Annotated in this window: 12 protein-coding genes and 1 pseudogene; 6 read left to right on the forward strand and 7 right to left on the reverse strand. The window is 72.9% G+C overall.

The features are described 5' to 3' along the window. Window positions 1-13 precede the first annotated feature (13 nt). Window positions 14-1,177 carry a Gfo/Idh/MocA family protein gene (locus tag ACTXG6_RS20975; protein ID WP_445189493.1) on the reverse strand — a complete coding sequence of 388 codons (1,164 nt, stop codon included), beginning with the start codon at window positions 1,175-1,177 and terminating at the stop codon, window positions 14-16. 216 nt (window positions 1,178-1,393) lie between these two features. Here ACTXG6_RS20975 and ACTXG6_RS20980 point away from each other — a divergent pair, with 216 nt between their 5' ends. Further along, complete coding sequence (locus ACTXG6_RS20980) at window positions 1,394-2,284, forward strand: DUF2127 domain-containing protein (RefSeq protein WP_445189494.1); 891 nt, start codon at window positions 1,394-1,396, stop codon at window positions 2,282-2,284. A gap of 267 nt (window positions 2,285-2,551) precedes the next feature. Here the strand turns inward: ACTXG6_RS20980 and ACTXG6_RS20985 are convergent, their stop codons facing one another. The 3 genes from ACTXG6_RS20985 to add all read right to left on the reverse strand — a co-directional run bounded on the left by ACTXG6_RS20985 (window position 2,552) and on the right by add (window position 5,149). Next, the gene (locus ACTXG6_RS20985; protein WP_445189495.1) at window positions 2,552-3,322 is read right to left on the reverse strand and encodes a TetR/AcrR family transcriptional regulator; all 771 of its coding nucleotides are present in this window, start codon (window positions 3,320-3,322) and stop codon (window positions 2,552-2,554) included. Further along, on the reverse strand, window positions 3,319-3,696 hold the full coding sequence (locus ACTXG6_RS20990) for a hypothetical protein (protein ID WP_445189496.1): 378 nt from the start codon (window positions 3,694-3,696) through the stop codon (window positions 3,319-3,321). Before ACTXG6_RS20990 ends, ACTXG6_RS20985 begins: the two co-directional genes overlap by 4 nt. A gap of 361 nt (window positions 3,697-4,057) precedes the next feature. Further along, complete coding sequence (gene add / locus ACTXG6_RS20995) at window positions 4,058-5,149, reverse strand: adenosine deaminase (RefSeq protein WP_445189497.1); 1,092 nt, start codon at window positions 5,147-5,149, stop codon at window positions 4,058-4,060. 3 nt (window positions 5,150-5,152) lie between these two features. Between add and cobC the strand changes: the two genes are divergently transcribed. The 4 genes and pseudogenes from cobC to ACTXG6_RS21015 all read left to right on the forward strand — a co-directional run bounded on the left by cobC (window position 5,153) and on the right by ACTXG6_RS21015 (window position 9,549). Then, window positions 5,153-6,505, forward strand: coding sequence for an Rv2231c family pyridoxal phosphate-dependent protein CobC (gene cobC / locus ACTXG6_RS21000; protein WP_445189498.1), 1,353 nt, complete (start codon window positions 5,153-5,155; stop codon window positions 6,503-6,505). Further along, a complete protein-coding gene (locus ACTXG6_RS21005; RefSeq protein WP_445189499.1) occupies window positions 6,502-7,683 on the forward strand; it encodes a Nif3-like dinuclear metal center hexameric protein in 1,182 nt (393 codons plus the stop codon). The genes cobC and ACTXG6_RS21005 overlap by 4 nt, the downstream gene beginning before the upstream one ends. Further along, entirely contained in the window at window positions 7,680-8,417 is a 738-nt protein-coding gene (locus ACTXG6_RS21010; RefSeq protein WP_445189500.1) for a zinc ribbon domain-containing protein, read from the forward strand. The genes ACTXG6_RS21005 and ACTXG6_RS21010 overlap by 4 nt, the downstream gene beginning before the upstream one ends. Window positions 8,418-8,419: 2 nt before the next feature. Then, window positions 8,420-9,549 (forward strand): annotated as a pseudogene (locus tag ACTXG6_RS21015) (bifunctional RNase H/acid phosphatase). A 5-nt stretch (window positions 9,550-9,554) separates the two neighbouring features. Here ACTXG6_RS21015 and ACTXG6_RS21020 read toward each other — a convergent pair. The 3 genes from ACTXG6_RS21020 to ACTXG6_RS21030 form a co-directional block, all read right to left on the reverse strand. Next, on the reverse strand, window positions 9,555-10,322 hold the full coding sequence (locus tag ACTXG6_RS21020; protein ID WP_445189501.1) for a sulfite exporter TauE/SafE family protein: 768 nt from the start codon (window positions 10,320-10,322) through the stop codon (window positions 9,555-9,557). Window positions 10,323-10,387: 65 nt separating this feature from the next. Continuing rightward, window positions 10,388-10,810 carry a VOC family protein gene (locus ACTXG6_RS21025; RefSeq protein ID WP_445189502.1) on the reverse strand — a complete coding sequence of 141 codons (423 nt, stop codon included), beginning with the start codon at window positions 10,808-10,810 and terminating at the stop codon, window positions 10,388-10,390. Window positions 10,811-10,876: 66 nt separating this feature from the next. Further along, complete coding sequence (locus tag ACTXG6_RS21030) at window positions 10,877-11,344, reverse strand: VOC family protein (protein WP_445189503.1); 468 nt, start codon at window positions 11,342-11,344, stop codon at window positions 10,877-10,879. 47 nt (window positions 11,345-11,391) lie between these two features. On the opposite strand from ACTXG6_RS21030, the gene ACTXG6_RS21035 reads away from it, so the two are divergent. Then, window positions 11,392-12,135, forward strand: a complete 744-nt coding sequence (locus ACTXG6_RS21035) for a helix-turn-helix domain-containing protein (RefSeq protein WP_445189504.1) — start codon at window positions 11,392-11,394, stop codon at window positions 12,133-12,135. Window positions 12,136-12,157: the final 22 nt, after the last annotated feature.

A 12,157-nucleotide genomic window follows, 5' to 3' on the forward strand; every position in this document is an offset into this window, starting at 1 on the left:
GTCGCAGTGCCGGTCACGGCAGGGCCAGCTCGGGCACGGTGAGCCGGACGCCGTCGGCGGCGGAGCGGAGGCCCAGCTCGGCCAGCTGCACACCCCGGGCGGCCGAGAGGAAGTCGTAGCTCCAGGGGTCGCCGTGCACCACGTGCCGGAGGAACTGCTCCCACTGCGTCTTGAAGCCGTTGTCGAACGTCTCGTTGTCCGGCACCTCGGCCCACTGCGCGCGGAAGTCGAGCGGGTTGGCGACGTCCGGGTTCCACACCGGCTTCGGCGTCATCGAGCGGTGCTGCACGCGGCAGCGGCGCAGCCCGGCGACGGCGCTGCCCTCGGTACCGTCGACCTGGAACTCGACCAGCTCGTCGCGGAACACCCGGACCGCCCAGGACGAGTTGATCTGCGCGATGACCCGGCCGTCGGCGCCGTCCAGCTCGAAGATGCCGTAGGCGGCGTCGTCGGCCGTGGAGGTGTAGCGCGCGCCGGACTCGTCCACCCGCTCCGGGATGTGCACCGCGTTCAGCGCGGACACCGAGGCCACCCGGCCGAACAGGTTGTGCATCACGTAGTCCCAGTGGCAGAACATGTCGAGGGTGACGCCGCCGCCGTCCTCCACGCGGTAGTTCCAGGACGGCCGCTGCGCCTCCTGCCAGTCGCCCTCGAAGACCCAGTAGCCGAACTCGCCGCGCACCGAGAGCACCCGGCCGAAGAAACCGCCGTCCAGCAGCCGCTTGAGCTTGCGCAGCCCGGGCAGGAACAGCTTGTCCGCGACGATGCCGGTGCGCACGCCGGCATCGCGGGCGGCGGTGGCCAGGTGCAGCGCCACGTCCAGCTGCTCGGCCAGCGGCTTCTCGGCGTAGATGTGCTTGCCGGCCTCGATCGCCTTCGTGATCGCCTTGTCGTGCAGCTGGGTGGACTGCGCGTCGAAGTAGATCTCCACGTCCGGCTCGGCGAGCGCCTCGTCCAGGCTGGTGGTGTACCTGTTGAGGCCGTGCCGCTCGGCGATCGAGCGCAGTTTGTCCTCGTTGCGCCCGACCAGCACCGGCTCCGGCCAGATCACCTCGCCGGACGGGGTGGCCAGCCCACCCTGCTCCCGGATCGCCAGGATCGATCGGACCAGGTGCTGGTTGTAGCCCATCCGCCCGGTGACGCCGTTCATCGCGATGCCGATCCGCCGTCGCTCCATGAGCTCCTCACCCGTAGTCCGATAGCGCTGGGAAGCGCTTTCCAACACCGTAGGTGTCAGGCCAAGGGAGGTCAAGGAAGCCGTCCGCTGCCTGCGATGATGCTGTGGAGAACGCGTTCCCAAGGGGTCGAAGCTGAGATCGCTGACCGGGATCTGCGGCGTGACCACTATCCTCCGCCTGTGGCCTCGGACAATGAGCTGGCGGAGACTCCCGCTGTGGCTCCGCCTGCCCAGACTCCGCCCGCCGTAACTCCACCCGGGGTGGCCCCGCCCGGCGTTGTGCACACGACCAGCTGGCGGCCGAAGCTCCACTACGAGCTGATTGGCTGCGGGCTGCGCGGCCACGAGCTGCTGGGTACCGACGTGGAGCGGGTGCGCCCGGAGGACGACCTGATCCTGCGGGAACCGGGCGACGGACTGCGCTGGCACCGCTGCCTGCGGTGCGACTCGTGGATCCCACTGGCGCCGCCGGCCCAACCGAGCCGCGAGTACCTGGCGGACCGGTCCGAGATCGAGCTCCCGCTGCGTGGCCGGCCGTTGCGCGACCGGTACGTGCTGCGGCTGATCGCACTGGACCGGGTGGTGCACTTCCTCGCGCTCGGCGCGCTGGCCGTGGTGGTGTTCCTGTTCATCGCCAAGCGGGCGGCGTACAGCGACACGTTCTACAAGGTGCTGGAGGCGATCCAGGGCGCGCTCGGCGGGCCGGACGGGTTCCGCGGCGGCGGCATCATCCGCGAGCTCAACCGGGCCTTCGCGGCCAAGTCGTCCACCCTGTACCTGGTCGGGCTGGCGCTGGCCGGCTACGCGGTGCTGGAGGGCGTCGAGGCGATCGGGCTGTGGCTGGGCAAGCGGTGGGCCGAGTACCTCACCTTCGTGGCCACCGCGCTGCTGCTCATCCCGGAGCTCTACGAGCTGACCGGCAAGATCACCGTGACCAAGGTGCTCGCGCTGATCATCAACCTGGCGGTGTTGGCCTACCTGCTGTTCGCCAAGCGGCTGTTCGGGCTGCGCGGCGGCGGCCGGGTCGAGGCCGAGGCGCACGAGCGTGACACCGGCTGGCCGGCGCTCGAGCGCACCCGCCCCCCGGCCCGCCCGGACGAGTCCTGACCGCTGCGTAGCGGCGCGCCCCGACGTTTCTCATGATCATCAGTACCTGAGGGCTGTTTCGCGGGCTCGGAACCGCCCTGAGGTACTGATGATCACCGAGCGCCGCAAGTCGCACACCGGCTCCGCTGGTCAGCGCGCCCGGGTCCGCTGGGCGCCGCACACCCGGGTTGGGCACGGCACACCCACTGCGGCGGGTGTGCCACGTACAGACGGGGTGCGCGGCGGCGTGCTGATCACGCCGCCCGGTGCGGCGTCGGCGAACGCGCGTCAGCCGGCGCGCGGCCCGTCGACCTGGCTGGCGTGTGTGCCGCGCAGCAGGTCGACCAGCTCGGCGGTCTGGCGGGACAGCGGGCGGAACATCGGCAGGCTGGACAGTCGGACGAGTCGGCTGATCATCGGGACGGTGTGCTCGATGAGCACCCGGGTGCGGGTGTTGCCGGGGGAGGTGTCGTGGACCCAGTAAAGAACCACGCCGAGCTGGTAGAGCCAGAGCAGCTCGGGCAGCGTGGCGGAGAGCTCGGCGCCGACCGTCACCGAGGAGCCGTCGATGAGTTCCCGGTAGAGCGCGATGGAGCCGTCCCGGGCCGGTGAGGATGCTCGGCTGAACGGGGACAGCGGGTTGTCCGGCTGTGCCGCGGTGGCGAAGAACCGACCGGCGAACTCGTGGTACGGCTCGGCGGCGGCCAGCCAGGCCAGCAGGGCACCGCGCAGCCGGGCGGCGAAGTTGGTACTGGTGGCGAACACCTCGACGCAGGCGGCCGTCTGGTCGGTCACCATCTGGTCATAGAAGCCCTGGATCAGCTCCTCCTTGGAGGAGAAGTAGTAGTAGGCGTTGCCCACCGACACTCCGGCGCTGGCTGCCACCGCCCGCATCGTGGTGCCCTGGTAGCCCTGCTCCCGGAACAGCCGCAGCGCGGCCGCCACGATCTGCTCCCTGGTCCGTTCCGATTTGGGGGTGCGTGCGGTGGTGGCCGCCGGGTTGGGGTCCCGCTCCGGATCAGTCGGGTCCGAGGCGGGACCGGAGGCCGGCGCGGTCACGACTTGGCGCGCATCGCGGCGTTGAACTCCTCGTCCAGCTCCGCGACCCGGCGTGCGTCCCGGAGTCGGCCGAGCACCATCAGGGTGATCCCGTACACCGCTCCCAGGATCAGCAGTACCACGCCGAGCTTGGTCACGATCGCCTGCGCCACGCCCTCCACCGGTACGTCGACCGTGGAGATCACGGCCAGTACGCCGAGCGCCACCAGGTAGAACCCGACGACGACCAGCCGGACCAGGCCGGCGGCACGCGGTCCCGGGTAGACCTCTTCCAACATGGCCTGCCCGCTGCGTCGGAGGATCGCTCCGACCGCCACGGTCAAGCCGGCGCCTGCGATGAGCAGGACGAAATAGCTGACGAGAGCTGTGTTCATGGGGTCACTCCCCGTCGAGGTAAACCTGTTGACCGTTGTTTTGAACGTGTTCGAATTCTAGTGAACACCCGGTCAGAGCCGAGCGCAAGCCGCTGCGCCACTGGATTCGGAGGCCCTGGTCACTCGCCGGATCACGGGACGTGACCCGGTTGTGCGTGCCCGACCCCGCCGACCGCGGCCCTGCGCTCCCAGATACCCGCTACCGGCCCGATGCATGCCGAAGCGCCCGCGCCGAGCCTGTGGTTAACAGGAGCGCCCGCGCCGAGCCTGTGGTTACCGAGCTGCACAGGGGGCAGGTCGCGCGGGCCGGAAACGTGCCTGGTGTGCAGCTCGGTAACAACCTCGGTAACAACGCGGCCCGCTAGGCCGGTTGCAGCTGGTCGATCTCGGTGAGGATCCGGGTGCGCAGGTCGTCGGCGCAGAACGCCGCACAGGCCCCGGTCCTGGCGATGTCGGCCAGCTCGGCGCGGCCGAGGCCGAACAGCTGGTGGCAGCGCAGGTACTCGGTGTTCAGGTCGGTGTGGAACATGCCGGGGTCGTCGGTGGCCAGGGTCACCGGCACTCCGGCGGCGAGCAGCGTCGGCAGCGGATGCTCGGCGAGCGACGCCACCGCCGCGGTGCGCAGGTTCGAGGTCGGGCAGACCTCCAGCGTGATGCCGCGGCTGGCCAGCTCCTCGAGCAGCCGGGGGTCGGCGGCCGAGCCGATGCCGTGCCCGACCCGCTCGGCGCCCAGCTCGGTGATCGCGGACCACACCTCGCCGGGACCGACCGTCTCACCGGCGTGCGGCACGCTGTGCAGCCCGGCGTCGCGGGCGCGGCGGAACGCGGGCGCGAAGTCGGCCCGCCGGACACCGACCTCCGCCCCGCCCAGCCCGATGCCCACGGTGCCCTCCGGGCGGTGGCCGAGTGCGAAGTCCACGGTCTGTTCGGCGCCGTCCGGGCCGAGTGCCGCGTCCGCGTCGAACACCCAGCCGAGCTCGACGCCGTGCCGCCGCCGGGCGAGTGCGCGGCCGTCGACCAGCGCCTGCGCGAGGTCGTCGTAGCTGATGCCGGCCATCCGGTTGCGCACCGGGGTGACCTGCACCTCGGCATACCGGACGGTGCGCGCGGCGAGCTCGGCGGCAAGCCCGCCGAGCAGGGTAATGACATCGGCACCCGTGTTGACCAGCAGGTTCACCCGTCGGTAGACCTCCAGGAAATGCGGGAAGTCGGTGAACGCGTAGAACTCGCGCAGCGCGCCGAGCTCGGTCGGCACCCCCCGGCCGGCGTGCCGGCGGGCCAGGGCGAGCACGGTGTCCAGCGACGCCGAGCCGACCAGGTGCAGGTGCAGTTCGACCTTCGGCAGGGCGGCGACGAACGCGACCATCTCCGGGGCGGCGGGTACGGCGGGCACGGCGTGAGTGGGCACCGCGTGAGTGGGGACGGCGGGGGACGCCGGGTCGGGCGAGGACATGGGATGGACCTTCCAGGAGTGACGAGGACGGGGCGCCGGCGTGAGCCGGGCCGCTCACCAGTCCGCGTCGCCCCGGTCGTCGCACTCGCCGTACAGCGGCCGTGCGAGCAGCTCGGCGCGGCGGGGGTCCATGGCCGCCAGCCTGCCCAGTCCGGCCGGGCACGGTCAAGGCGGTATCGGCGGCCACCTAACGTGAGTGGCATGGATCTGCGCCACCACGGGGACGTCGACGCCGCGCCCGGCCTGCTGGACTTCGCGGTGAACGTCCGGGGTGACGGGCCGCCCGCCTGGTTGCGGGACCGGCTGGTGGCCACGCTGGACCGGCTCGGCCGCTACCCCTCCGCCGCCGACGACCTGGCCGCGCGGGAGGCCGTGGCCGCCCGGCACCGCCGCCGCCCGGACGAGGTGCTGGTGCTGTCCGGGGCGGCCGAGGGGTTCGCCCTGCTGCCCGCGCTGCGGCCGAGGTTGGCCGCTGTCGTGCACCCCGGGTTCACCGAGCCGGAGGTCGCGCTGCGGACCGCCGGCATCGAGGTGCACCGGGTGCTCACCGATGAGGCCGACGGGCACCGGCTGCGCCCCGACGCGGTGCCGGCGGCCGCCGACCTGGTGGTGCTCGGCAACCCGACCAACCCCACGTCGGTGCTGCACCCGGCCGAGGTGGTGCGGGCGCTGGCCCGGCCGGGTCGGGTGCTGGTGGTGGACGAGGCGTTCGCCGACGCGGTGCCGGGCGAGCCCGAGTCCCTGGCCAGCGACGCCAGCGACGCGGGCGACGGCAGCGACGCGGGCGACGCCGGCGACGGCGGCGACGCCGGCGACTCGGGAACGCCGGGGCTGCTGGTGCTGCGCAGCCTGACCAAGACCTGGGCGCTGCCCGGGCTGCGCGCCGGTTACGCGCTCGGCGAGCCCGGCCTGCTGGCCCGGTTGGGCGCGGGACGGCCGCCGTGGCCGGTGGGTGCACTGGGGCTGGAGGCGGTGCGGGCCTGCTGCCAGCCGGCCGCGGTCGCGGAGGCCGAGCGCGCCGCCGAGGTACTCGTCGCGGACCGGCGTTGGCTCGTCGACGCGCTGGGGGAGGTGCCCGGTGTGCACGTGCAGCAGCCGGCGGCCGGGCCGTTCCTGCTGCTGCGGGTGCCGCAGGGGCCCGAGGTGCGGGCCACGCTGCGCGCCGCTGGCATCGCGGTGCGCCGGTGCGACACGTTCCCGGGCCTGACCGATGATCATCTACGGGTCGCGGTCCGACCGCCCGCCGTGGCCGGCGCACTGGTGGCGGCGCTGGCCGAGGCGGTGTCGGCGGTGCTCCCGGATGCGCGGCCCGGGGCGGACTACGGTGCCGGCGTGGGTCAGGGAGCAAGATCGTGAGCGGCGCGCGGCTACGGGACGTGGTCGACGCGCTGCAGGCCGCGTACCCGCCGGCGCTCGCCGAGTCGTGGGACGCCGTCGGGCTGGTCTGTGGCGACCCGGACGAACCGGTGACCAGGGTGCTCGTCGCCGTCGACCCGGTGCCGGAGACCGTCCAGGAAGCCCTCGACGTCGGCGCCCAGCTACTCCTCACGCACCATCCGCTGCTGCTGCGCGGGGTGCACGGGGTACCGGCCGACCACCCGAAGGGCCAGCTGGTGCACCGGCTGATCCGGGCCGGCGCGGGCCTGTTCACCGCGCACACCAATGCGGACTCCGCCGACCCCGGGGTGTCCGATGCGCTGGCCGGCGCATTGGGTGTCACGGTCACCGGCCCGCTCGAGCCGCGCGCCGGGGAACCACTGGACAAGATCGTCACCTTCGTCCCGGTCGGCGGCCCGGCGGCCCGGGTGCTGGACGCGCTCGCCGAGGCCGGCGCCGGGCAGATCGGCGACTACAGCCACTGCGCGTGGAGCACCGAGGGCACCGGGCAGTTCCTGCCGCACGACGGCGCGCGGCCGGCGATCGGGCAGGTCGGCGAGCTGGAACGGGTCGCGGAGACCAGGCTCGAACTGGTGCTGCCCCGGGCCCGCCGGCGCGGTGTGATCGAGGCGCTGCGTGCCGCGCACCCGTACGAGGAGCCGGCGTTCGACCTGTTCGAGCTGGCCGAGATACCGGGTCGGCGTGGCCTCGGCAGGATCGGGGAGCTGGCCGAACCTGAGACCCTCGCCGCGTTCACCGAGCGTGCCGCCGCCGCCCTGCCGGCCACCGCATGGGGGGTGCGCGCTGCCGGTGACCCCGGGCGGCCGGTCCAGCGGGTCGCCGTGTGCGGTGGCGCCGGGGACTCCGCGCTGGGCGCCGCCACCGCCGCCGGTGTGGACGTCTACCTGACCGCCGACCTGCGCCACCACCCGGCCGGTGAGCACCTGCTCGCCGGCACACTGCCGGGACGGCCCACCCCGGCACTGGTGGACGTGGCGCACTGGGCATCCGAACACCCGTGGTGCGAGCAGGCCGCGGCGGTGATCCGGTCCGCGCTGCGGGGTACGGTCGACGCTCACGTCTCGTGGCAGCGCACCGACCCGTGGACCGTGGGCGCCCGCTCGCCGGAAAGTCCGCCAGAAAGGACCGAGCAGTGAACGCCGAACCCGCGGTACAGCAGCGGTTGCTCCAGCTGGCCGAGGTGGACGCCGAGCTGAACCGGATCGACCACCGCCGCCGTTCGATGCCGGAGCTGGCCGAGATCGCCGAGGCGGAGAGTTCCGTCCGGCAGCGCAAGGACGCCGTGGTGGCCGCCGAGACCTCCGGCGGTGACCTGGACCGCGACATCCAGCGCCTGGAACGTGACGTCGACGGCGTACGCAGCAGGGCGGACCGGGACAAGAAGATGCTGGCCAGCGCCGGGGTGTCCGCCAAGCAGGCCAGCGACCTGCAGCACGAGCTGGAGACGCTGGCGCGGCGGCAGGGCAACCTGGAGGACGAGCTGCTCGAGGTCATGGAGCAGCGCGAGGCGATCCAGACCAACCTGGACGCGGCGCGGGTCGAGCTGACCGCCGCCGAGCAGACCCTGGCCGACGCCTCCGCCCGCCGCGACTCCTCCGCCGGCGACCTGGACACCACCGAGGCCGGCCGCCGCCGCGACCGCGAGCCGATCGTCGCCTCACTGCCCGCCGACCTGCTGGCGCTGTACGAGGCCGGCCGCAAACGCCACGGGATCGGGGCGGCGCTACTGCGCGTTCGGCGGTGCGGCGCCTGCCGGCTGGAACTGGACACCCAGGAGATGAGCCACATCAGGTCGGCCCCGCCGAACGAGGTGTTACGGCACGAGGAGTGTGGAGTGATCATGGTGCGAACCTCGGAGTCGGGCCTGTGAAGCTGCTGGTCGAGGCCGACGGCGGCTCCCGAGGCAACCCCGGCCCGGCCGGTTACGGCGCCGTGGTGTGCGACCCGGCGACCGACGAGGTGCTGGTGGAGTGCTCCGAGGGGATCGGCGTGGCCACCAACAACGTGGCCGAGTACGGCGGTCTGATCGCCGGGCTGCGTGCCGCGCTGGAGCTGGGCGGTCCCGGTACCGACGTCGACGTGCGGATGGACTCCAAGCTGGTGGTGGAGCAGATGTCCGGCCGGTGGAAGATCAAGCACCCGGCCATGCAACCGCTCGCCAAGGAGGCGGCCGAGTTGGTCCGCCGGCTCGGCACCGTCCGGTTCACCTGGATCCCGCGCGCCGAGAACAAGCGCGCCGACCGGCTGGCCAACCTGGCGATGGACGCCCAGGCCGCCAGGTGACCGAAGACACCACTCCCGCGAGTCGGGGCTCTCAGCACACTGAGTCGGGACTCTCAGCACCACCGGCGTCCGCCAGCTGGACGGGGCAGAAGGGCCAGCCGACGAGGCTGTTGCTGCTGAGGCACGGACAGACCGTGCTGTCGGTGGACCGCCGCTACTCCGGGCGGTCCGACCCCGAGCTCACCGAGCTGGGGCTGGCCCAGGCGGCCGGGGTGGCGGCCGGAATCAAGTCTGTCGAGGGGGTCGACCAGGTCGGCGCGGCGCTGACCTCCCCGCTGCGGCGGGCCCGCCAGACTGCCGAACCGGTGACCGCCGCGCTGGGCGTGCCGTTGACCACCCACGACGGGCTGCTGGAGACCGACTTCGGCGACTGGGACGGGCTGACCTTCGCCGAGGCCCGCGACCGGGATCCCGAGCTGCACCGGAGCTGGCTCGGCGACGAGACCGTGCCGCCACCCGGCGGGGAGAGCTTCGCCGACGTGGGCCAACGGATCGGGCGGCTGCGCGACGAGCTGGTCGCTGCGTACCCGGGGCAGACGTTGTTGCTGGTCAGCCACGTCACGCCGATCAAAATGCTGCTGCGGATGGCGTTGGGCGCCGGCTCGTCGGTGCTGTACCGGCTGCACCTGGACCTGGCGTCGCTGTCCGTCGCCGAGTTCTACCCGGACGGCGGGGCGTCGGTGCGCCTGGTGAACGGCCGCTTCCCGGTCAGCGGCTAGAGCGGCTAGTGCGGCTTGACGAACAGGTACACACCCACCGCCAGGCCGAGCAGCACCACCGACCAGCGCAGCGCCGCCTCGGGCAGCAGCCTGGCCACCCGTGCGCCGAGGTAGCCGCCGATCAGCGTGGTCGGTGCCAGCAGCAGCACCGCGGACCAGCGCACCGGCGCGCCCAGGGCGAAGATCACCACCGTGACCGTGGCGACGACCAGCGACAGCACCGCCTTCACCGCGTTCAGCCGAACCAGCCCGTCGTGCGCGGTGAGCGAGAGCACCGAGATCAGGATGACGCCGAGCGCGCCGCCGAAGTAACCGCCGTAGACCGACGCGAAGAACACCGCCGGCAGCAGCCACCCGAGACGATCCGGGGCGTCCGCCTCCGGTGTGCCGATCCAGCGCCGCAGCCAGGGTGACGCGGCCAGGACCAGGCTGGCCAGGATCACCAGGATCGGGACCACCGCGTTGAACACCGAACCGGGCAGGACCAGCAGCATCGCGCAGCCGAGGCCGGCGCCGAACACCGCGACGCCGATCGTGCTGATCACCCGCGCCCGCTGGCCCGCCAGCTCGCGCTGGGCGCCGAAGACGGTGCCGACGTAGCCGGGCCACTGCGCGATCGAGTTCGTCACGTTCGCGGGCAGTGGCGGGAGGCCGATGGCCAGCAGCGCCGGGAACAGCAGCAGCGAGCCGCCGCCGGCGACCGCGTTCACCGCCCCGGAGATCAGCCCAGCGGCGAGCAAGAAGATCAACTGGACGGTGGGAGGGAGCGTCACGAGGAGCGACGCTATAACGAGCACTCCGGGGGTGGCGCGGCGGTGGTCGACTCCGACCGGCCCAGTCAGCCAGCCGGCGCGGCCACCGCCGAGCTGACCGGCGCCGGCTGGTAGGTGCCGAGGCACCAGACGTTGCCCTCCGGGTCCCGGATGGCGAACTCACGGGAGCCGTAGTCCTGCTCGACGAGTCCCATGACGATCTCCGCGCCGGCCGCCACCGCCCGGTCGTGCAGTGCGTCCGGGTTCTCGACCACCAGGTAGAGGCAGGCCCGCCCGGTGTCGAACGGACTAGGCCCCTGCGCCCGGGAGCTGAGCATGATGACGCCGTTGCCCCAGCTGAGCTGCGCGTGCGCGACCCGGTCGTCCGGCCCGTAGTGCACGTCGCCGGCGACCAGGCCGAGCGTGTCGGTGAGGAAGCGGATCGCCGCCGGCGCGTCGTCGTAGCGCAGCGTGGGAACTACTGTCGGGGCGTTCTGGTTGAGTGGCATGCGAGCAGGTTAGGTGCGGACGGAGGTGCGCTCTTGGACGAATGTGACCTCACACCGGTCCCGGCCTCACCCGGCGTTGTCGACCTGCTCGACCGCCGCGGGTTCGGCTGGCTCGATACTGACCGTGCCATCCGCGTTGATCACCCAGCCCGGGTTGTGCGCGACCTCCCAGCGGAAGCCGGCCGGGTCGGCGAAGAAGCCGTGCACGAAGCCGACCTCGCCGCGCTGTGCCGCCTTGAGCACGGTGCCCCCCGCCTGCTCGGCCCTGGCCAGAACCTCGCCGACCTCGGCGTCGCTGCCCACGTTGTGCGCCAGCGTCATCGGCACCGGTCCGGTCGCCGGCCGCGCCGGGGCATTCGGGTCGATGTCGCGCTCCATCTCGTCGGCGTGCCACAGCCCGAGTACAAGCCCGTGCCCGATCTGCAGGAAGACGATGTCGCCGGGCACCTCGAAGATCGGGTTCCAGCCCAGCCCGTCGACGTAGAAGCGGCGGGCCGCGGCCAGGTCGGGCAGGCCCAGGGTGATGATGTCCACGCGCGGTTGCATGCCGCCAAGGATGGCGTGCTCCGGCGGTCGGTGTCGTGAACGAAACGGACACGCCCCGGTCGAGCTACCGGGAGAATCTGGCCCCGCCCGGTTGGCGGCACGTGGTGCACTGCACCTGGGAGCAGCGGATCGCCGCCGGCGCGGGGCACCGTCAACGGGTGCTGCCGGATGGCCATGCCGATCTGGTGGTCGACGACCGCGGCACGGCGGTGCTGGTCGGCCCGGCCACCGGGGTGGCGTTCCCGACGCTGGCCGCCGGCGCCACGGTGCGCGGGATCCGGCTGGTGTTCGACGGGGTGCGTCCGGTTTTCGGGGTGCCGGCCTCAGCGTTGACCGACCGGGTGGTGCCGTTGGACGGGCTGGTCAGCGGCCCTCGGATGCGCGCGCTCGGCGATGCGGTGGGCTGTGCGGACCGGGCGGCGGTGGCCGCGGTGGACCGCTGGTTCGCCGCCGCCGTGCCCGATGCCAGGGTGGGCGCCGCGGTGCGGGTGCTGTGGGGTCCTTCGGCGGTGGACGTCGCGGCGGTGGCTGACCGGGTCGGGCTGTCCGGGCGCCAGCTGCGCCGCGCGCTGCACGCCGAGGTGGGGCTGGGACCGAAGACGTTCCAGCGGATCGGCCGGCTGCAGCGGTTCCTGGAGCTCGCCGCCGCCGCTCCGGGCCGGGGGTTGGCGGAGCTGGCCGCCGAGGCGGGCTACGCCGACCAGCCACACCTGAGTCGGGAGGTCAGGGCGCTGGCCGGGCTCACCGCCACCGAGCTGTTGGCGCACCAGCTCGGCTGAGTCGGAACCGGCTCGGGCCGAG

The sequence above is a fragment of the Pseudonocardia sp. Cha107L01 genome, from assembly GCF_052566575.1.

Bases quoted from the DNA above. Each gene is read 5' to 3' on its own strand.
- ACTXG6_RS20975 (WP_445189493.1), bottom strand. From the start codon at position 1,177: ATGGAGCGACGGCGGATCGGCATCGCGATGAACGGCGTCACCGGGCGG.
- ACTXG6_RS20990 (WP_445189496.1), bottom strand. From the start codon at position 3,696: ATGAACACAGCTCTCGTCAGCTATTTCGTCCTGCTCATCGCAGGCGCC.
- add (WP_445189497.1), bottom strand. From the start codon at position 5,149: ATGTCCTCGCCCGACCCGGCGTCCCCCGCCGTCCCCACTCACGCGGTG.
- cobC (WP_445189498.1), top strand. From the start codon at position 5,153: ATGGACCTTCCAGGAGTGACGAGGACGGGGCGCCGGCGTGAGCCGGGC.
- ACTXG6_RS21025 (WP_445189502.1), bottom strand. From the start codon at position 10,810: ATGCCACTCAACCAGAACGCCCCGACAGTAGTTCCCACGCTGCGCTAC.